Source organism: Streptomyces sp. YIM 121038 (assembly GCF_006088715.1).
Classification (GTDB): domain Bacteria; phylum Actinomycetota; class Actinomycetes; order Streptomycetales; family Streptomycetaceae; genus Streptomyces.
The window spans coordinates 1798328-1816389 of sequence record NZ_CP030771.1; the positions used below are offsets into that span (position 1 = coordinate 1798328).

General features: G+C 74.5%; 19 protein-coding genes. 7 read left to right on the forward strand and 12 right to left on the reverse strand.

Features of this window, described 5'->3' with window-relative positions; translation table 11 throughout:
- The first annotated feature begins 177 nt into the window (after positions 1 to 177).
- Positions 178 to 1824 carry an apolipoprotein N-acyltransferase gene (gene lnt, locus C9F11_RS07060; protein WP_138958435.1) on the forward strand — a complete coding sequence of 549 codons (1647 nt, stop codon included), beginning with the start codon at positions 178 to 180 and terminating at the stop codon, positions 1822 to 1824.
- Here the strand turns inward: lnt and C9F11_RS07065 are convergent.
- Together C9F11_RS07065 and C9F11_RS07070 are read right to left on the reverse strand one after the other, a co-directional pair.
- Complete coding sequence (locus tag C9F11_RS07065; protein ID WP_138958436.1) at positions 1748 to 2653, reverse strand: Gfo/Idh/MocA family oxidoreductase; 906 nt, start codon at positions 2651 to 2653, stop codon at positions 1748 to 1750. The two genes, lnt and C9F11_RS07065, sit on opposite strands and share 77 nt — an antisense overlap.
- Positions 2654 to 2663: 10 nt before the next feature.
- Positions 2664 to 3965: an FAD-dependent monooxygenase gene (locus C9F11_RS07070; RefSeq protein ID WP_138958437.1), complete on the reverse strand. Its 1302-nt coding sequence runs from the start codon at positions 3963 to 3965 to the stop codon at positions 2664 to 2666.
- A gap of 92 nt (positions 3966 to 4057) precedes the next feature.
- On the opposite strand from C9F11_RS07070, the gene C9F11_RS07075 reads away from it, so the two are divergent.
- Both C9F11_RS07075 and C9F11_RS07080 read left to right on the forward strand, forming a co-directional pair.
- On the forward strand, positions 4058 to 4654 hold the full coding sequence (locus C9F11_RS07075; RefSeq protein WP_138958438.1) for a TetR/AcrR family transcriptional regulator: 597 nt from the start codon (positions 4058 to 4060) through the stop codon (positions 4652 to 4654).
- Positions 4655 to 4792: 138 nt separating this feature from the next.
- Positions 4793 to 5293: a hypothetical protein gene (locus tag C9F11_RS07080; RefSeq protein WP_138958439.1), complete on the forward strand. Its 501-nt coding sequence runs from the start codon at positions 4793 to 4795 to the stop codon at positions 5291 to 5293.
- A 34-nt stretch (positions 5294 to 5327) separates the two neighbouring features.
- Here the strand turns inward: C9F11_RS07080 and C9F11_RS07085 are convergent, their stop codons facing one another.
- From C9F11_RS07085 to C9F11_RS07115, 7 genes are all read right to left on the reverse strand, one after another.
- Positions 5328 to 5822, reverse strand: a complete 495-nt coding sequence (locus tag C9F11_RS07085; RefSeq protein WP_138958440.1) for a hypothetical protein — start codon at positions 5820 to 5822, stop codon at positions 5328 to 5330.
- Positions 5823 to 5991: 169 nt separating this feature from the next.
- Complete coding sequence (gene ung, locus C9F11_RS07090; RefSeq protein WP_171076061.1) at positions 5992 to 6660, reverse strand: uracil-DNA glycosylase; 669 nt, start codon at positions 6658 to 6660, stop codon at positions 5992 to 5994.
- 128 nt (positions 6661 to 6788) lie between these two features.
- The gene (locus tag C9F11_RS07095) at positions 6789 to 8375 is read right to left on the reverse strand and encodes an ABC transporter substrate-binding protein (RefSeq protein WP_249401634.1); all 1587 of its coding nucleotides are present in this window, start codon (positions 8373 to 8375) and stop codon (positions 6789 to 6791) included.
- A 204-nt stretch (positions 8376 to 8579) separates the two neighbouring features.
- Complete coding sequence (locus C9F11_RS07100; protein ID WP_138958442.1) at positions 8580 to 9335, reverse strand: SDR family oxidoreductase; 756 nt, start codon at positions 9333 to 9335, stop codon at positions 8580 to 8582.
- Between the two features lie 44 nt (positions 9336 to 9379).
- Entirely contained in the window at positions 9380 to 10141 is a 762-nt protein-coding gene (fabG, locus tag C9F11_RS07105; protein WP_138958443.1) for a 3-oxoacyl-ACP reductase FabG, read from the reverse strand.
- Positions 10142 to 10287: 146 nt separating this feature from the next.
- Positions 10288 to 10638, reverse strand: a complete 351-nt coding sequence (locus C9F11_RS07110; protein ID WP_249402147.1) for a DUF3037 domain-containing protein — start codon at positions 10636 to 10638, stop codon at positions 10288 to 10290.
- 83 nt (positions 10639 to 10721) lie between these two features.
- Positions 10722 to 11498: a HipA family kinase gene (locus C9F11_RS07115; protein WP_138958445.1), complete on the reverse strand. Its 777-nt coding sequence runs from the start codon at positions 11496 to 11498 to the stop codon at positions 10722 to 10724.
- Between the two features lie 306 nt (positions 11499 to 11804).
- On the opposite strand from C9F11_RS07115, the gene C9F11_RS07125 reads away from it, so the two are divergent.
- Positions 11805 to 12314, forward strand: a complete 510-nt coding sequence (locus tag C9F11_RS07125; RefSeq protein WP_138958446.1) for a Rieske (2Fe-2S) protein — start codon at positions 11805 to 11807, stop codon at positions 12312 to 12314.
- A 4-nt stretch (positions 12315 to 12318) separates the two neighbouring features.
- Here the strand turns inward: C9F11_RS07125 and C9F11_RS07130 are convergent, their stop codons facing one another.
- Positions 12319 to 12969: a cysteine hydrolase gene (locus C9F11_RS07130; RefSeq protein WP_138958447.1), complete on the reverse strand. Its 651-nt coding sequence runs from the start codon at positions 12967 to 12969 to the stop codon at positions 12319 to 12321.
- Between the two features lie 282 nt (positions 12970 to 13251).
- Here C9F11_RS07130 and C9F11_RS07135 point away from each other — a divergent pair, with 282 nt between their 5' ends.
- Positions 13252 to 13725, forward strand: a complete 474-nt coding sequence (locus tag C9F11_RS07135; protein WP_138958448.1) for a pyridoxamine 5'-phosphate oxidase family protein — start codon at positions 13252 to 13254, stop codon at positions 13723 to 13725.
- A 151-nt stretch (positions 13726 to 13876) separates the two neighbouring features.
- Here C9F11_RS07135 and C9F11_RS07140 read toward each other — a convergent pair whose 3' ends face one another.
- Positions 13877 to 14779: a LysR family transcriptional regulator gene (locus C9F11_RS07140; protein WP_138958449.1), complete on the reverse strand. Its 903-nt coding sequence runs from the start codon at positions 14777 to 14779 to the stop codon at positions 13877 to 13879.
- 94 nt (positions 14780 to 14873) lie between these two features.
- On the opposite strand from C9F11_RS07140, the gene C9F11_RS07145 reads away from it, so the two are divergent.
- Entirely contained in the window at positions 14874 to 15866 is a 993-nt protein-coding gene (locus tag C9F11_RS07145) for a DMT family transporter (RefSeq protein ID WP_138958450.1), read from the forward strand.
- A gap of 52 nt (positions 15867 to 15918) precedes the next feature.
- On the opposite strand, the gene C9F11_RS07150 is transcribed toward C9F11_RS07145, so the two are convergent.
- Entirely contained in the window at positions 15919 to 17250 is a 1332-nt protein-coding gene (locus C9F11_RS07150; RefSeq protein ID WP_138958451.1) for an aminotransferase class I/II-fold pyridoxal phosphate-dependent enzyme, read from the reverse strand.
- A gap of 95 nt (positions 17251 to 17345) precedes the next feature.
- Between C9F11_RS07150 and C9F11_RS07155 the strand changes: the two genes are divergently transcribed.
- Entirely contained in the window at positions 17346 to 18050 is a 705-nt protein-coding gene (locus tag C9F11_RS07155) for a pyridoxamine 5'-phosphate oxidase family protein (protein ID WP_138958452.1), read from the forward strand.
- Positions 18051 to 18062: the final 12 nt, after the last annotated feature.

The window sequence follows — 18062 nt, forward strand, 5'->3', positions numbered from 1 at the left end:
GGTCGGCGCACGGCGGATCCGCGCACGTCCGCACGGAAGCGGTCACCCGGCGCGCCGGGCGCTCCGGGGCGCTCCGTGACCCGGGCGGCTCCGCCCCCTGTCCTAGATCGTCACCGGCGCGCACACTGGGAGCACGACCGGGCGTCGGGCCGAGTCGGGGGCAAGGAGGCGCGCTGCATGGACGTACTCAGCGGCAAGCGGCCACGCCGGTGGGCCCCCCGCCGGGCCCGGCCCCGGGGGGACTCCCCCTCGTGGCGCCAGCGCCTGGACGCCGCCCTCGCCTCGCGGTGGCAGCGCGGCTCGCTGGCCGCCCTGAGCGGCGCCCTGCCCGCGCTGGCCTTCCCCGAACCGTCCTGGTGGTGGTTCGCGTACGTCGCGCTCGTGCCGTGGATCCTGCTCACCCGCTCGGCGGAATCGGGGCGGCGGGCCGCGCTCGACGGCTGGCTCGGCGGGCTCGGCTTCATGGTGGCCGTGCACCACTGGCTGCTGCCGAGCCTGCATGTGTTCACGCTCGTCATCGCCGCGCTCCTCGGGCTCCTGTGGGCGCCCTGGGGCTGGCTCGCGCACCGCTTCCTCGGCGGCGCCCCGTCCCGGGGGCGGGCCGCGGCCGCGCTGCTCGTGCTGCCCTCCGGCTGGCTCTGCGTCGAACTGGTGCGGTCCTGGGAGGGCCTCGGCGGCCCGTGGGGGCTGCTCGGTTCCAGCCAGTGGCAGGTGGAGCCCGCCCTGCGGCTCGCTTCGGTGGGCGGCGTGTGGCTGGTCAGCGCGCTCGTCGTGGCGGTGAACACGGGGGTCGCGGTGCTCCTCGCGTGGCGGTCGGCGCGGGCTCCCGCCGTCGCCGGGCTCGTCGCCGTGGCCGCGGCGACCACCACGGCGTGGACCTGGTCCCCGCGCCCCGAGGCCGCGGGCAGCGTCCGCGTCGCCGTCGTCCAACCCGGTGTCCTGGACGGGGCGGACGGCCCCGACCGGCGGTTCGACCGCGAGGAGGCGCTGACCCGCGCCCTCGCGGGCCGCGGCCTCGACCTCGTGGTGTGGGGCGAGAGCAGCGTCGGGCACGACCTGGCGGACCGGCCCGACCTGGCCCGCCGGATCGCGGCGCTCTCGCGCCGGGCGGGCGCCGAGGTCCTGGTGAACGTGGACGCCCGCCGCTCGGACAGGCCCGGCATCTTCAAGAGCTCCGTGCTCGTGGGCCCGGACGGGCCGACGGGCGACCGCTACGACAAGATGCGCCTCGTCCCGTTCGGCGAGTACGTCCCGGCGCGCTCGCTGCTCGGCTGGGCCACGTCGGTGGGCAAGGCCGCCGGTGAGGACCGCAGGCGCGGCGAGCGGCCCGTCGTGATGGACCTGGCGGGCGGCCTGCGCGTGGGGCCCCTGGTGTGCTTCGAGTCGGCGTTCCCCGACATGAGCCGCCACCTCACCCGCGCGGGCGCACAACTGCTGCTCGCGCAGTCCGCCACGTCCTCGTTCCAGCACAGCTGGGCCCCCGAGCAGCACGCCTCGCTCGCCGCCCTGCGGGCCGCCGAGACCGGCCGTCCCATGGTGCACGCGACGCTCACCGGCGTCTCCGCGGTCTACGGCCCGAGCGGCGAGCGCGTCGGTGAGCCGCTCGGCACCGCGGCGTCGGGCACGGCGGAGTACGAGGTTCCGCTGGCCACGGGCACCACGCCGTACGTGCGGTTCGGCGACTGGCCGGTGTACGGCGCGCTCGCGGTCCTCGTGGCGCTCGCGGCCGCCGAGGCGGCGCGGGCGCTCAGGCGGCCTGCTCGCGCACCGCTCGTACCACCCGCTCGCACAGCTCATGGGTCGCCAGCGCGTCCCGGGCGCTGAGCACCTTGCCCGCGCGCACGGCGTCGAGGAAGGCGAGCGTGACCTGCTCGATGCCGCGCTGGCGGGCCACCGGCACCCAGTCGCCGCGCCGCCGCACGGTGGGCTGGCCCTTGTGGTCCACGACCTCGGCGAGGTTGAGGACCTGCCGCTTGGTGTCCTGCCCGGAGACTTCGAGGATCTCCTCGGTGGAGCCGCTGAGCCGGTTCATCACGCCGATGGCGGTGAAGCCGTCGCCCGCGAGCTGGAGCACGACGTGCTCCAGGAGGCCGTCCGCGACCCGGCCGCGCACGCTCACGTGGTCGACGGCGCCGGGCACGAGGAACCGCAGCGTGTCCACGACGTGGATGAAGTCGTCCAGCACCATCGTGCGCGGGTCCTCGGGCAGGCCCACGCGGTTCTTCTGCATCAGGATCAGCTCGCGCGGGTGCTCGGCGCACTGGGCGTAGCCGGGCGCGTAGCGGCGGTTGAAGCCGACGGTGAGGCTCACGCCGCGCCGCTCGGCGAGTTCCACGAGCCGCTCGGAGTCGGCGAGTTCGTACGCGATGGGCTTGTCCACGTACGTCGCCACGCCCGCCTCCAGGAGGCGCTCCACGATCTCGGGGTGCGCGGCGGTCGGCGCGTGCACGAAGGCCGCGTCGAGGTCCTGGGCGAGCAGCGCGTCCAGGTCGGTGTGGCGCTGTCCGGCGGGGATGTGGTGGATCTCGCCGATCCGCTCCAGGGTGGCCGGCGTGCGGGTCTGGAGGTGCAGCTCGACGCCTGGCTGCGTGGTGAGCACCGGAAGGTACGCCTTCCGCGCGATGTCACCGAGTCCGATGCAGCCGACCTTCACCGCTGTCTCCCTACCGTCGTGCCGGTTGACGCCCATGCGCCCCCGCGTCCGTCTCCGCAGCATACGGGGGACCCGGCGGCTGCCAGTCGGCGATCGAGGAGAAGCCCCGCGTGATCAGGTTCGGGCCGAGCCGGTGCGCGGCGCGGATCAGCGTGTCGCGCGCGGTGATGAGCCCGGGGTGGGTGAGGTGGTTGAGGCGGGCGGTGCGGGCGGCCCGCCTCACGATGGCGCTGGTCCGGGGCACGCGGGCGGCGCTGTACGCGGCCAGGCCCGCGAGGAGGTCGCCGCCGGGCCGCGCGTGGTGGGCGAGCACGACGCCGTCCTCGATGGCCTGGTTGCCGCCCTGGCCGAGGGTGGGCGCCATGGCGTGCGCGGCGTCGCCGACGAGCGCGACGCGGCCGCGGTGGTGGGCGGCGAGCGGGGTGGCCAGGTGCCACACGTCGTTGCGCAGGACGTCCTCGGGGCGGGCGGCGGCGACGATCTCGGGGATCGGGTCGTGCCAGTCGCGGAAACGCCGCGTCAGCTCGGCCTTCTCGTCGTCGGGCGCGCGGGTGCCCGGCGGTACGAGCGCCGTGCCGTACGCGTAGATCCTGCCGTCCTTCAGCGGCTGGGTCCCCCATACCCCGCCGCGGCCCCAGGTCTCGTGCGGGGCGAAGGGCCGCTCAGGCGCGGGCACGACGAGCCGCCAGGCGGTGAACCCGGTGTACTCGGGCCCGGGGTGGGCCGGGAACAGCTCCTCGCGGACCCCGGAGTTGATGCCGTCGGCGCCGACGACGAGGTCGGCCTCGATGTCGCCCTCGGAGGTGCTCACGACGGCGGGGCGGCCGGGCCCGCCGGGGTCCACGAGCCGCGCGGCCGTACCGGTGCGCAGGCTGTCGCCGGGCAGCGCGGCGACCAGCAGGTCGACCAGCGTCGCCCGGTGCAGGAGCACGAGCGCGCCGCCGAACTCCCGTGCCGTGGCGGCGGACGTGGTGCGCACCAGCCAGCGGCCTCCTTGCGCGCGCAGGCCGCCCACGCCCTGCCAGGCGGCGAGCTCGCGCACGGCGTCGCCGAGGCCGAGGACGTCGAGGGCGCGCTGGGCGTTGGGGGCGAGGGCGATGCCGGAGCCGACGGGCTCCAGGGACGCCGCGCGTTCGAGGACGGTGACGCGCCGGCCGGACCGGTGCAGGGCGATCGCGGTGGTGAGTCCGCCGATGCCGCCGCCCACGACGACGGCGTGGGGCCCGGCGGGCCCGCCGGACGGGACGAGCCTGCCGGACGGGACGGGCCTGCCGGACGTGAGGGGCTTGAGGGGCTTGCCTGTGGGGGCCATGGTCTCTCCTCGGTCGCACACCCGCGGCACTACAGCTGTAGTGCCGCGGGATGAAGTTACTACAGCTGTAGTGCGATGGGTAGGGTGTCTCCATGTCCGCACGCGCCCAGGGCCCCTCGCGCCCCGAACTGATCGCCGACACCGCGCTGGCCCTGCTCGCCGAGCGCGGGATGCGCGGCCTGACGCACCGGGCCGTCGACGAGGCGGCGGGGCTCCCCCCGGGCTCGACGTCGAACCACGCCCGGACCCGGCTCGCGCTCCTCGAAGCGGCGGTGCGGCGCCAGGCGCAGCGCGAGGCGGCCGTGCTCACCCCCGACGAGCTGCCGGACCCGGCGGCCGGCCGCGCGGGCCTGGCCGATGGCCTCGCCCGGACCCTGCACCGCTTCCTCTCCGGCGCCGAGCACCGGGCCCTGCTCGTGTCCCGCTACGAGCTGGCCCTGGAGGCGACGCGACGCCCCGAGCTGCGGGCGTACTACGACGCCACGGGCGCCCGGTTCCGCGAGCCGCTGCACGCGTTCGTCCGCGCGGCGGGCTCCACGGACCCGGACCGGCACACCCTGGCCCTGGTCGCGTGGTGCGACGGCCTGATGTTCTCCTGCGTGGCGGGTTCGTACAGCGCGAGGACCCCGTCCCTGGCGGAACTGCGCGCGGGATTCGGGGAGTTGCTGAGCGGGATGCTGGACGGATAGCGGACGGGGGCGCGCCCCGGCCGGGCGGCGCACTCCGGCAGGGCGCGCCCCGGCCGAGGGGCGGTGCCGTCCCCCGTGCGGGCGCATCGGCCCGCCTTCACGGCCGTACGCCGCCGAGCGCCCGGCAGAGTGCTCGGGATGCGGCGTACGACGACCACCATGGCCCTGCTCGTCTCCGTGACCGTCTCGGCCGTCTCCGGCTGCGTCGGCGTGAGCCTCGACCGGGCGGCCGCCGACCGGGGGAAGGCGCCCTCGGGACCGGCGGAGCGTCCGCCCCGCTCCGGGGACCGGCCGCCCCCGCGGGCCACCCAGCCCCCGGCCCGCGAGCGGCTGCAGCGCGCCGCACCGCCGTCCGCGCCGCCGAGACGGGTGCTGCGCCCGGCGCCCCCCGCCGCCACGGTCCCGGCGCCACCGCCCCGCGCGGCCGTGCGGGGCGGGCCGCCGGCCCCCGTGCGCACCCGCCCCGAGCAGCCGCGCCCCAGCACGCCCCGGCCCGGGCCCCGCCCCCGTGAGACGCCGCCCGGTCCGCCGCCCCGCCCTCGCGGCGAGCCGGGAGTCTGCGCCCTCGCGCAGAAACACGGCCACTGGGACCCGGACAGCCCTCAGGCGGTCATCTGCCGCCAGGTGTACGGGGGTTGAGAGGCACGGCCCGGCCGCACGGCGCGGGGCGGAGTCACTCCTCGACGGCGCCCTCGCCCACCTGTGTCTCCAGCCGGTGCAGGGCCGCGCGGATGCCGTCCCCGTAGCTGTCGTCGCCGAGCGCGCCGACCGCGCCGCGCGCGAGGCGCAGCTGGCTGCGGGCCGCCTCGGGGCGGGCGAGCTTCACATAGTCCGCCGCCAGGTTCAGATGCAGCGAGGGGTAGAACCCGCGGACGGCGAGGGAGTGGTGGTGGGCGCCGACCCGCTCGTCGGTCAGCTCGTCCGCCGCCGACAACGCCCTGAGGTCCCAGGCCAGTTCGTCGGCCGGGTCGTCCTGGGTGTCCGCCATGTAGTGCGCGAGGGTGCAGCGGTGCAGCGCGTCGCCGTCCTCGCCGATCTCCGCCCAGAGCGCGAGGAAGCGGGTCCTGGCCTCCTCGCGGTCACCGGCGTGCTGGAGCATGACCGCCTGTCCGATCCGGGTCATCACGACGTCCTCGCCGTCCGCCGTCCGTTCCTGCCGCTCCACCACCGCGCCGCCCTCCGCGTCCGCCGTCAGTCCTCGGTCGTCCCACGGCTCCGACGCTAGCCGCCGCCACTGACAATCCCCGTCAGGCGCGGTGCGACGCGGGCGGCCCGCGCCCGCCCGCTGCGCCAGGCCGGTGACGGACACCGGCCCGGCCCGGCGGGCGGGCCCGAGGTCAGCCCGCGCTCGGGATCCGCCAGTCGATGGGGGCGTGGCCCTGGGCCGCCACCGCCTCGTTGATCTGCGTGAAGGGCTGCGAGCCGAAGAACTTCCTGGCGGACAGCGGGGAGGGGTGGGCGCCCTTGACCACGACGTGCCGCTCCTGGTCGATCAGGGGCAGCTTCTTCTGCGCGTAGTTCCCCCACAGGACGAAGACGACCGGCTCCTCGCGGTCGGCGACGGCCCGGATCACCGCGTCCGTGAACTTCTCCCAGCCCCGGCCCTTGTGCGAGTTCGCCTCACCGGCGCGCACCGTCAGGACCGCGTTGAGCAGCAGGACGCCCTGGCGGGCCCACGGCATCAGATAGCCGTTGTCCGGGATCGGCAGGCCGAGCTCCGCCTGCATCTCCTTGTAGATGTTCCGCAGCGACGGCGGGGTCCGCACGCCGGGGCGGACCGAGAAGCACAGGCCGTGGCCCTGGCCCTCGCCGTGGTACGGGTCCTGGCCGAGGACCAGGACCTTCACGTCCTCGTACGGCGTCGCGTCCAGGGCGGCGAAGACCTCCTCGCGCGGCGGGAACACCGGCCCCCTCGCCCGCTCCTCCTCGACGAACTCGGTGAGCTCCTTGAAGTAGGGCTTCTGGAGCTCCTCGCCGAGGACTCCGCGCCAGGACGCGGGCAGCATGGCGATGTCGGTCACGTCAACAACCTCCGGTGTGCGGTCTGTTCTTCGGCTCCGAACCTACCGCCGACCACTGACAACCGGTCCCCGGCCGCCGACGGCCGCCCGCCGCCCGGCCCGCGCCGCCGCGGCTACCAGCTGGTCTTCCGGCTCAGCTCCCACATCATCATGATCGCCGACGGGTCGAGGGCCCGTTCGCCGCCCGCGATCTCCTCGCTGGCCATGATGTACTGCTTGCCCTGCCACACCGGCAGCAGCCGGACGTCGTCGACGAGGACGCGCTGCGCCTCCTCGAACTCGCCGGCGACCTTGCCCCGGTCCGCCTCGCGCCGCGAGCGCGGAAGGAGCCGGTCGGTGATCGTCGGCGACGGGTAGGGCGTGTTGAGGACGTTGCGCTCGCCCACGAAGGGCGCGATGAAGTTCTCCGCGTCCGGGAAGTCCGGGAACCAGCCGCGCCCGAAGACCGGGTACCGGCCCTCCTTGTAGCCCGCCTCGAAGGCCTTCCAGGGGCGGCCCTTGACCGTGATCCGGAACAGGCCCGAGTCCTCCAGCTGCCGCTTGAGCTCGGCGAACTCCGACGCGGTCACGGAGCCGTAGCGGTCGGTGGCGTACCAGAGGGTGAGCGGCACCCGCTCGGTGATGCCCGCGGCCGTGAGGATGCGTTTCGCCTTGGCCGCGCTGGGCTCGCCGTACTCGTCGAAGAAGCCCGTGGTGTGGCTGTTCACCCCGCGCGGCACCATCGAGTACAGCGGCTCGACGGTGTCCTTGTACACCTTGTGCGCGAGCGCCGGGCGGTCGAGGACCTGCGCGAACGCCTTGCGCACCGCGGGCTTGCGCGCCCAGGGGTCCTTGGGGTTGAACACCAGGTAGCGGATCTCGGCGCCCGCGCCCTCGACGAGCCGGAGGTGCTCCGCCTTGCCCGCGCCCTGCTGCGCCACGATGTCCTCGGCGGCGATGCCGCGGAAGGTCAGGTCGAGCTCCTTGTCCCGCAGCGCCTCGACCATGGCCGCGGAGTCGTCGAAGTAGCGGATGGTCACGGCGTCGTTCTTGCGGTCGGCGGCGCCCCGGTAGCGGTCGTTCTTGACCAGGACCGCCTTGTCGTCGGCGCGGTAGTCGTCCAGCTCGTACGGGCCCGAGCCGGTGACCCCGTCGCCCTCGCGGAGCCTGTCCGCCGGGTAGTCGTCGGGGTCGACGATCGACATGGCGGGCGTGGCGAGCACGAACGGGAAGGTCGCGTCCGGCCTCTTCAGCCGGAAGACCACGGTCCGCTCGCCCTTGGCGGAGACCGAGTCCAGGGCGCCGAGCAGTCCCGCGGGGCCGCCCTTGACGTCGATGCGCCGGATGCGGTCGAAGGTGTACTTCACGGCCGCGGCGTCCAGCGCGTCACCGTCGGAGAACGTCAGGCCCTCGCGGAGCGTACACGCGTAGACCGTGCTGGAGCCGTCGGTGAACCGGCACGAGCGCGCGGCGTCCCCCTGCGGCTGCGTGGCGCCGGACGGGAAGCTCAGCAGCGTCTGGAACACGTTCCGGTACAGCTCCCAGGAGCCGTCCCAGGACGCCGCGGGGTCGAGCGTCGTCGGCGCGCTCGTCGTCCCCACCGTGATGACGTCCTCCTCGTCCGAGTCGTCGGACGAGAACATCCCGCACCCGGCGAGCAGGGATATGGACAACGACGCCGCGAACGGACGCAGACATCGCAGCTGACCTCTTGTGAACACGGTGGCGCTCCTCGATCTGCCGTGCCATGGGGCGGCAGACCATACCGCAAGGTCCAGCCGCTCCAACCCGGCTCGCCGAGGCGGTACTTGATGCGTGCGAACGTCGCGTACGGGCGGTTGTTGAGGTTTGTACGATGTGCCGCTCCGCCCCTCACCGGCCGGTGGGGCGGGGCGCCCGCACCGGCCGGAGACGGAAGCGGCCGGTCAGCCCACGCCCGCGTTCAGGAAGATGCCGCCGTCGACCACGAGCGTCTGACCGGTGATCCAGTCGGACTGCGCGGAGGTGAGGAAGGCCGCCGCGCCGCCGACGTCGGACGGCACGCCGAGCCGCCCCAGCGGGTACGCCGACGTCACCTCCTCCTCGCGGCCCTCGTACAACGCCCGCGCGAACTGGGTCTTGACCACCGCCGGGGCGATCGCGTTGACCCGGACCTTCGGGGCGAACTCGTGCGCCAGCTGGAGCGTCAGATTGACCATGGCCGCCTTGCTCATGCCGTACGCGCCGACGAACGGCGACGCGGCCACGCCCGCGATCGAGGCGATGTTCACGATCGCGCCGCCGTGCTCGCCCTGCCACGCCTTCCACGTCAGCTGCGCGAAGCCGAGCGCCGAGATCACGTTCGTCTCGAAGACCTTGCGGGCCACGTTCAGGTCGAGGTCGGCCATGGGCCCGAACACGGGGTTGGTCCCGGCGTTGTTGACCAGGTAGTCGACGCGCCCGAAGGCCTCCATGGCCCGCTCCACGGCGACCGCCTGGTGCGCCTCGTCGTGGGCCTTGCCCGCGACGCCGATGACGCGGTCGGAGCCGAGCTTCTCGACGGCCTCCTTGAGGGCGTCCTCGTTGCGCCCGGTGATGCACACGCGGTCGCCGCGGGCGACGAGCGCCTCCGCGATGCCGTAGCCGATGCCGCGGCTCGCCCCGGTGACGAGCGCCGCCTTGCCGCTGTCCTGCACTGCCATTCCGTACTGTCCTTTGCGTCGGGCCTTGCGTCGGGAAGGGAGCGCTAGTTGAGCGGGCCGCCGGCCACGTACAGGACCTGGCCGGAGACGAAGCCCGCCGCGTCGCCGGTGAAGAAGGCGATGGCGTTGGCGATGTCCTCGGGCTCGCCGACGCGCTGCACGGGGATCTGTGTGGCCGCCGCGGCCTGGAAGTCCTCGAAGCCCATCCCGACGCGTTCGGCGGTGGCCTTGGTCATCTCGGTGGCGATGAAGCCGGGCGCGACCGAGTTGGCGGTGACGCCGAACTTGCCGAGCTCCTTGGCGAGGGTCTTGGTGAAGCCCTGCATGCCCGCCTTGGCCGCCGCGTAGTTGACCTGGCCGCGGTTGCCGAGCGCGGAGGAGCTGGAGAGGTTCACGATGCGGCCGAAGCCCGCGTCCACCATGTGCTTCTGACAGGCCTTGGACATCAGGAACGCGCCCCGCAGATGCACGTTCATGACCCTGTCCCAGTCGTCCGCGCTCATCTTGAACAGGAGGTTGTCGCGCAGCACGCCCGCGTTGTTCACCAGGATCGTCGGGGCGCCGAGCTCCTGGGCGATGCGGGCGACCGCAGCCTCGACCTGCGCCTCGTCGGACACGTCACAGCCGACGGCGAGGGCCCGTCCGCCCGCCGCCGTGATCTTCTCGACGGTGTCCTTGCAGGCGGCCTCGTCGAGGTCGATCACGGCGACGGCGCGGCCCTCGGCGGCGAGCCGTACGGCGGTGGCGGCGCCGATGCCTCGCGCCGCTCCGGTCACGACCGCGACGCGCTGCTCAGTGGTGGACATGCTGGCTCTCCTCGCCCTTGGGATGCGGCTCCGCGGCACGCCCCCAGGTGAGCGACCGCTTAGTACCTTCAGCAGACGAGACGCTAGAAGCCCTGGCACCCGGTGTCAACGGCACCTCCGGGGTCAGCGCGCGGGGAGTTCCCCGGTCAGTGCACCAGGAGCTCGACGAGCCGCTCGACCTCGGCCTCGGGGTCGGCGGTGAGGCCGGTGTGCACGGGCCCCGGCTGGACCACCGTCGAACGCGGCGCGATGAGCCACCGGAAGCGCCGCCCGGCGTCGTCCCGCGCGGCCTGCCCCGCCGCGTCGCCGCCCGCGCAGACGCCCGCGACGGCGGCGAGGGCCGCGCGCACCCCCGCGGCGTCGGCCGCCGGGTCGAGGGCGCGGAGCTTGGCCTCGTCGAGGTGGACGCGGGCGGCCACGTAGGACTTGGCGCGGCAGTAGAGCACCACGCCCGCGTTGAACTGCTCGCCGCGCTCGACGCGCGGGACGACCCGCAGGAGGGCGTACTCGTAGACGTCCCGCGCGGGGGTGCCGGTCGCGTCGGCCGGTTCGGTCGCGTCAGCCGGTTCGGTCGCGTCAGTCACTTGCCGGTGCCTTCCAGGGTGATCCGTTCGTGGATGCTCTCCGCGCGCGGGAGCAGCGCGTCGGCGTACGCCTGCCGCACCGCGTCGGCGCCGTCGAAGCCCGGCTCGCCGTCCAGCCACGCGTCGGGCACGTCGGCGGTCACCTCGGCGAGCAGTTCCTTGGTGACCAGCGGCGCCAGCGCGGCGGCGGCCGCGGCGACGTCGGGGCCGTACGGGGCGAGGGCGTGGTCGGAGGCGTCGTACGCCCTGGCCGAAGCGGTCGCGGCCGTGGGCCAGTTGTGGTGCCAGATCATGCTGGCGCCGTGGTCGATGAGCCAGAGGTCCCCGTGCCACATCAGGAGGTTGGGGTTGCGCCAGGAGCGGTCCACGTTGTTGACGAGCGCGTCGAACCACACCACGCGGCCGGCCTCCACGGGGTCGATCACGAAGGCCAGCGGGTCGAAGCCGACAGCGCCCGACAGGTACTCCATGCCGAGGTTCAGCCCGCCGCTGGACTTCAGCAGCTGCTGCACCTCCTGGTCCGGCTCGGCCAGACCGAGCACCGGGTCGAGCCCGACGCCCGCCAGACGCGGCACGCGCAGCCCCAGGCGGCGGGCCAGCTGCCCGCAGATCACCTCCGCGACCAGGGTCTTGCGGCCCTGGCCCGCACCGCTGAACTTCGTGACGTACGTCCCGTACGCCCCGTCCCCGTCGGCGGTCTCGACGAGGCCGGGCAGCGACCCGCCCTCACGCAGGGGCGCGACGTACCGGACGGCGGTGACTTCGGAGAGCATTGCCCCAGGTTACTGGCCCCCCAAGCCCTCGCGGTGCGCCCCAGACCCGCCCCTTCCCGATCCGGGGGCTGCCGCCCCCGTGCCCCCGCCTTTTCGGCGCTCCGCGCCTCGTCCTCAAACGCCGGACGGGCTGGAACGGTCGCCGGTCGCGGCAGGGATTTCAGCCTCTCCGGCGTTTGAGGAGCGGGGGTCTGGGGGCGGAGCCCCCAGTTTCGGGAAGGGGCGGGTCTGGGGCGCCCCGCGAGGGCAGCGCATCCACACGTCGCCCCCTTGAACAACCCGCCCCACGCATCCGTATCCCCCCACATGACTGCTTCAAGGGACACCTCCCCGCTGCCCACGGGCCACCACCTCACCCGCCGCACCGTCGTCACCGCCGCCGGCGCCGGCAGCCTGGCCGTCGTGCTCATCGGCTGCGGCTCCGGCGACGACAGCGACGACGGCGACAAGGGAGCGCCGGAACCGGCGGGCAAGAAGGACGAGAAGGGCGAGGAGAGCGAGGAGAAGGACACGGGCGGCGCGGCGGCCGCCGCCGTGCTCGCCAGGACGGCCGACATCCCCGTGGGCGGCGGGAAGATCTTCAAGGACGAGGGCGTGGTGGTCACACAGCCGACGAAGGGCCGCTTCAAGGCGTTCTCGAACCGCTGTACCCACAAGCAGTGTCCGGTGACCAGCGTCGAGGGCGGCACCATCAACTGCCCGTGTCACGGCAGCAAGTTCGACATCGCCGACGGCAGCGTACGGCAGAGCCCGGCGACGAGCCCGCTGCCCCCGGCCGAGATCCGCGTGGAGGGGGACGCGATCCGACTGGCCTGAGCCGCTACGCGGGCCGCAGCCGTCGCGGCCGCCCCCACACGGCGAGGACGTCCTCGGTGGAGGTCACGGTGGCGACGAGGGCGAGGGTGTTGCGGACCATCGCGAAGGTGTAGTCGGCAGGCACTCCCGCGATGGCGTCCGCGGGCACGACGGCGGTGTAGCCGAGGTTCACGGCGTCGAAGACGGCGTTGGGGATCGCCACGTTGGCCGAGACCCCGGTCACCAGGAGGGTGCGGCAGCCGACGTTGCGCAGCAGGGCGTCGACGTCGGTGCCCGCGAGCGGCGAGAGGCCGTGCAGACGGCGGACGACGAAGTCCTCCTCGGCGACCTCGATCGGCGGCGCGACCCGCACGGCCGTGGTGCCGGACAGCTGCTGCACGGGCAGCTTCTCCGCGGCCCTGAAGAGCCGGGCGTTGCCGCTGGCCCCGCGCCCGTCGGGCCGCCGTTCGGCGACGGCGTGCAGGACCTGGACGCCGCCGACGTGCGCGGCGGCCACCAGGCGCGCCACATTGGTGAGGGCCCCCGATGCGCGGGCAGCCTCGGCGAGTTCGGGCAGCGCGCTCTGCGGCCCGACGACGCCCTGCTGGCACTCGACCGTGAGCAGGGCGGTGGTCGCGGGGTCGAGCAGACGGCTGAGCTGTTCGTACGTGGGCATGGTCCCCCTCGGCTGAGCCCGTCGCGCGCGCCCCGGCCCGCCCGGTCGCGGTCCGTGGCCTTCCGGCGGCCGCGGTGCGCGGTGCGCGGTGCGCGGGAGGCTAACCGGCATTGCGTCCCGGCGGAAGACACCGCATGCTCATCTGACGCATTGTCAGCTACGGCCGCCGCGGCGCGGGCACGGCATCGCGCGAGCACGCTCCCGCACGGGCACGACGTCGCACGGTCACGGCCGCGCGGCCGTGACCACCGCGCGCACGGCCCCCTCAGGAGGAGACGACGCATGGCCCTGACACAGCGCCGCGGCCGCAGGATCATGATGACGCCGGACGAGCTGGACGCCTTCCTGACCACCGAGCGGACCTGCCGCGTCGCGACGGTGTCCGCCGACGGCTCCCCGCACGCGAGCCCGCTGTGGTTCGTGTGGGACGGCACGTCCCTGTGGCTGTACTCGCTCACGCGCAGCAGGCGCTGGGCCGATCTCGGGCGCGACCCGCGGATCGCGGCCGTCGTCGACGCGGGCGAGGCGTACGGCGAGCTGCGCGGCGTCGAGCTGAGCGGCACCGTCGAGCGCGTCGGGGAGACACCGCGCACCGGCGGGCCCTGCCCCGAACTCGACGCTGTGGAGCGGCTGTTCGCCCGCAAGAACTTCGGCCTCGACGCGATGGTGCACGACGGGCGGCACGCGTGGCTGCGGCTCACTCCGGACGCGGTGACGTCCTGGGACTTCCGGAAGCTGGCGCGGCCCGGCCGGTAGCGCGCGCCGACGCCATGGCCTGACAGGTCACGACCGGGCGGGCCGCGGCCGGACACGCACGGCCGGGGCCGCAGCAGGGATCGCGGCCAGGCCCTCAGCAGGGGCCGTGGCCGAGCCAGGGCCCCACCACCACCCGCCACGGCCGCCCCCCTCAGCCGAGCCCCGCGCCCGCCACCCGCAGCGCCTCCACCGCCGCGCGGATCGACGGGCGGCGGTCGGCGTCCGCGCGCCACACCACGTACACGTGCCGGCGCACCCGGTGGCGGACCGGCACGGTCCGCACGCCCGCGGGCATCGGGTCGCGGCCGAGCCGCGGCACCACGCACACGCCGAGCCCGGCCGCGACCAGGGAGAGCTGGGTGTGGTGCTCCTCTGCGCGGTGGGCGATGCGCGGCTCGAAGCCCTGGCCGCGCAGGGTGAACATCAGCCACTCGTGGCAGAACTCGCCCTCCGTCCACGTGATCCACTCGTCCTCGGCGAAGTCCTCCAGGTCGACCTCCGGGCGGTCGGCCAGCGGGTGCGCCACGGGCATCGCCACATCGGCGGGGTCGTCGAGCAGAGGGGCCTTCAGCAGGCCTTCGGGCAGCGGCAGCGGCTTGTTGTACCAGTCGAGGACCACCGCCACGTCCAGGTCGCCGCGCACCACCTTCTGGACGCCCGCCTGGGGCTCCAGCTCCTCGGCCGTCACGCGCAGGCCCGGGTGGTGGGCCCGCAGCGAGGCGAGGGTGGTGGGCAGCAGCCCGCGCATCGCCGTCGGGAACGCGGCGATCCGCAGCTCGCCGACCGCCTTGCCGCGCTGTCGCTCCAGATCGGACTGGGCCAGCTCCACCTGGGACAGGATGCGCGCGGCGTGGTCGGCGAGCAGCCGCCCGGCATCCGTGAGGCGCACACCTCTGCCGTTCTTCGCCAGCAGCTGCTGGCCCACCTCGCGCTCCAGCTTGGTCATCTGCTGCGAGACGGCGGACGTCGTGACGTGCAGCCCGGCGGCGGCACCGCTCACCGATCCGTGCCGCGCGAGCGCGTCGAGGGTCCGCAGGCGCTCCAGATTCAACATGGCCGCTCCAGGATCGACATATAAGCAATGCTACGCGATACAAGTGACAAAAACTCGCTTGTGCTAAGCCTTCCACTGATCCATCGTGACGACCATGAGCACCTCCGCCGCCGCTCCGGCCCCGACCTCCGCGCCCCCGTCCGCGCCCGCGCCCGCGCCCGCGCCCGCGCCCGCCCAAGCCGCCTCCCCGCGCGCGGACGGCCGGCGCAAGCTGGACTGGCGTCTGCGCTTCGCGTTCCTCTCCCTGGTCTGGGGCTTCAGCTTCCTGTTCATCAAGGTCGGCACGGAGGGGTACGCGCCGTTCCAGGTCACCTTCGGGCGGCTGCTGTTCGGCACGCTGGTGGTCGCGGTCTTCCTGGTCGTGAAGCGCGAGCGGCTCCCCCGCACCCCGCGCACCTGGGCGCATCTGGCGGTGGCGGCACTCCTGCTCAACGCGGCGCCGTTCTCCCTGTTCGCGTACTCGGAGCTGACGATCCCCTCGACGCTCGCGGGGATCTGCAACGCGACGTCGCCGCTGTGGGGCATGGCCCTGTCCCTCGTCGCGCTCTCCGAGGACCGCCCCACGCGCCGCCGGGTCGCGGGCCTCGGCCTCGGCTTCCTCGGCGTGCTCACGGTGCTCGGCGCCTGGCAGGGCTTCAGCGGCCTGGACGCCCGGGGCACGGGCATGGCCCTGCTGGCCTCGCTGTGCTACCCGATCGGCTGGATCTACGTCCGCCGCACCCTGGCGGGCTCCGGCCACTCGAACCTCTCCCTCACCGGCGCCCAGCTCCTCGTCGCCACGGTCGAACTGGCCGTCGTGACCCCGCTGTTCACGTCCCTGCCGCGGCACTTCCCCGTGGTGCCGCTGCTCGCGGTCGTCGCCCTCGGCGCGGTCGGCACCGGGCTCGCCTTCCTGGTGCAGTACGACATCGTCGCCGAGGTCGGCCCGACGACGGCCCAGATGGTCACGTACTTCACCCCGGTGATCGCGACGGCGGCGGGCGTCGCCGTGCTCGGCGAGTCCCTGACCTGGACGACCCCGATAGGCGCCGTCATCGTCCTGGCGGGAGCCGCACTCACCCAGTCCAAGCCGCGCAGACAGAAGTGAGCACCACCGGAGGAGTGCGGCGGACCGCGCACCGGCAGGCAGCCGGCGGCCGTCAGCCGTAGCGGCGCTCCACCACCGGCCCCACAGCCGCCGCCAGGGCCTCGGCCACGGCCGCGATGTCGCCCCCGCCGAGCGCGGAGACGGTGATCCGCACGCCCGGGGGAGCGCTCAGGCGAAAGCGCGCTCCCGGGGCGACCGCCCACCCCGCGTGCAGCATGCGGGCCACCACCCCCGTCTCGTCGGGGACCGGCACCCACACGTTCATGCCGCTGCGTCCGTACGCCGTGACGCCGCGCTCCGCGAGGGCCGCGATCAGCGCGTCGCGCCTGCGCCCGTACGCCGCCGCCACCTCGCTCGCATCCACGGCGCCGCCCTCCCAGAGGTGGACGACGGCCCGCTGGAGCACCTTGCTGACCCAGCCGGGCCCGAGCCGCAGCCGGCCCTGCACCCGGTCGACCGTCTCGACGTCACCGGCGAGCACGGCCAGGCGCAGGTCCGGGCCGTACGCCTTGGCCGTGGAGCGGACGAACGCCCAGGCGTGGGTCACACCGGTCAGGGTGTGCAGCGGCAGGTCGACGATGCCGTGGCCGTGGTCGTCCTCGATGACCAGCGTCTCCTTGTGCGCGGCGAGGACCTCGCGCAGGGCACGCGCGCGTGCGGCCCCGACGGCCGCGCCGGTCGGGTTCTGGGCGCGCGCGGTGACGACGAGCGCGCGGGCCCCCGCCCGCAGCGCCCGCTCGACGTCGTCGGGCAGCGGCCCCTCGTCGTCGACGCCGACCGGGACCGGGCGCAGGCCGAGCGCGGGCACGAGGTCGAGGACGCTGCCCCACCCGGGGTCCTCCACGGCCACCGCGTCGCCGACCTTCAGCCGGGCGACGAGCACCCGCTCGATCGCGTCGAGCGCTCCGGAGGTGACGGCCAGCGGTCCCTGGGGCACGCCGTCCCGGTCGAGCGTCCCGCGCGCGCAGCGGCCGAACTCGGGGTCGACGGCGGACTCCCCGTACAGGTCGGGGTGCTGGTCCGCGTGCGCCGCCGCCGTCGCGAAGGCCTCGGCCAGCGGGGGCAGGAGCGCGGTGTCCGGGTTGCCGCTGGCGACGTCCCGCACCCCGGGCGGCACGACGAGGCGGCTGTACTCGCGCGCGGTGGTCGCGGGCTTGCTGCGCACCCGGCTGCCGCGCCGCCCGGCCGTCTCGATGACACCGCGCTCGCGCAGCGTGCGGTAGGCCGCCGCCACCGTGTTGGGATTCACCCCCAGCTGGCGCGCCAACTCCCGCATCGGGGGCAGCGATTGCCCCGGCTCCAGGTCACCGCGCCCCACGGCGCGCTCGACACTGGCGGCGATCTCGGCTGCGCCCCGCCCGGCGATCGGATACTCTCCTAGCACAAAGCATAGTATGCACTAGTGCAATAGATGAGGCAACACGGCGGCACGCACGGCACGCGGACGCCGGAGCACGACGCGCACCCGAGGGAGAAGCCATGGAGACGACGACGCACCCGGCCGCACCGGACAGCACCCCCTATGCGGCGACCGACCGCACCGTGCCCACCCGGGCCCGCGAACGCGCGGCGTACGACCGCGCGTCGGTGCACGCGATACTCGACGAGTCGTACGTGTGCCACCTCGGCTTCGTCCGCGACGGCGCCCCGGTCGTCCTGCCGACGCTGTACGGACGGGTCGGCGAGCGGCTCTACGTGCACGGTTCGACGGGGTCGCGCCCACTGCGGATGGCCGGTGCGGGGCAGCCGGACGAGCAGGCGGACCCGGGCCTCGCGGTGTGTCTGACGGTGACGCACGTGGACGGACTCGTGCTCGCCCGCTCGGCCTTCCACCACTCGATCAACTACCGCTCCGTGGTGGTGCACGGCATCGCGCGCCAGGTCACGGACCCGGAGGAGAAGCGGACCGCGCTCGACGCGCTCGTCGACCACGTGGTGCCGGGGCGCGCCGCCGACTCGCGGCCCGCGAACGCCAAGGAGCTGGCCGCGACCGCCGTGCTCCGCCTCGACCTCGACGAGGTGTCCGCGAAGGTGCGCGCCGGCGATCCGAGCGACGACCCCGAGGACATGGACCTGCCGTACTGGGCGGGCGTCGTGCCGCTGCGCAAGGGCTACGACCCGGTCGTCGCGTCCGCCGACCTGAAGCCCGGCATCGAGGTCCCGGACTATCTGATCGAGCCCTGATCCGCGCGGCGG

Excerpts from the sequence above, each read along its gene's own strand:
- C9F11_RS07130 (WP_138958447.1), bottom strand. The coding sequence starts at position 12,969 with ATGCCCACGTACGAACAGCTCAGCCGTCTGCTCGACCCCGCGACCACC.
- C9F11_RS07075 (WP_138958438.1), top strand. The coding sequence starts at position 4,058 with ATGTCCGCACGCGCCCAGGGCCCCTCGCGCCCCGAACTGATCGCCGAC.
- C9F11_RS07145 (WP_138958450.1), top strand. The coding sequence starts at position 14,874 with ATGAGCACCTCCGCCGCCGCTCCGGCCCCGACCTCCGCGCCCCCGTCC.
- lnt (WP_138958435.1), top strand. The coding sequence starts at position 178 with ATGGACGTACTCAGCGGCAAGCGGCCACGCCGGTGGGCCCCCCGCCGG.
- C9F11_RS07125 (WP_138958446.1), top strand. The coding sequence starts at position 11,805 with ATGACTGCTTCAAGGGACACCTCCCCGCTGCCCACGGGCCACCACCTC.
- ung (WP_171076061.1), bottom strand. The coding sequence starts at position 6,660 with ATGCTGCCCGCGTCCTGGCGCGGAGTCCTCGGCGAGGAGCTCCAGAAG.
- C9F11_RS07140 (WP_138958449.1), bottom strand. The coding sequence starts at position 14,779 with ATGTTGAATCTGGAGCGCCTGCGGACCCTCGACGCGCTCGCGCGGCAC.
- C9F11_RS07080 (WP_138958439.1), top strand. The coding sequence starts at position 4,793 with ATGCGGCGTACGACGACCACCATGGCCCTGCTCGTCTCCGTGACCGTC.
- C9F11_RS07100 (WP_138958442.1), bottom strand. The coding sequence starts at position 9,335 with ATGGCAGTGCAGGACAGCGGCAAGGCGGCGCTCGTCACCGGGGCGAGC.
- C9F11_RS07115 (WP_138958445.1), bottom strand. The coding sequence starts at position 11,498 with ATGCTCTCCGAAGTCACCGCCGTCCGGTACGTCGCGCCCCTGCGTGAG.
- C9F11_RS07070 (WP_138958437.1), bottom strand. The coding sequence starts at position 3,965 with ATGGCCCCCACAGGCAAGCCCCTCAAGCCCCTCACGTCCGGCAGGCCC.
- fabG (WP_138958443.1), bottom strand. The coding sequence starts at position 10,141 with ATGTCCACCACTGAGCAGCGCGTCGCGGTCGTGACCGGAGCGGCGCGA.
- C9F11_RS07155 (WP_138958452.1), top strand. The coding sequence starts at position 17,346 with ATGGAGACGACGACGCACCCGGCCGCACCGGACAGCACCCCCTATGCG.
- C9F11_RS07135 (WP_138958448.1), top strand. The coding sequence starts at position 13,252 with ATGGCCCTGACACAGCGCCGCGGCCGCAGGATCATGATGACGCCGGAC.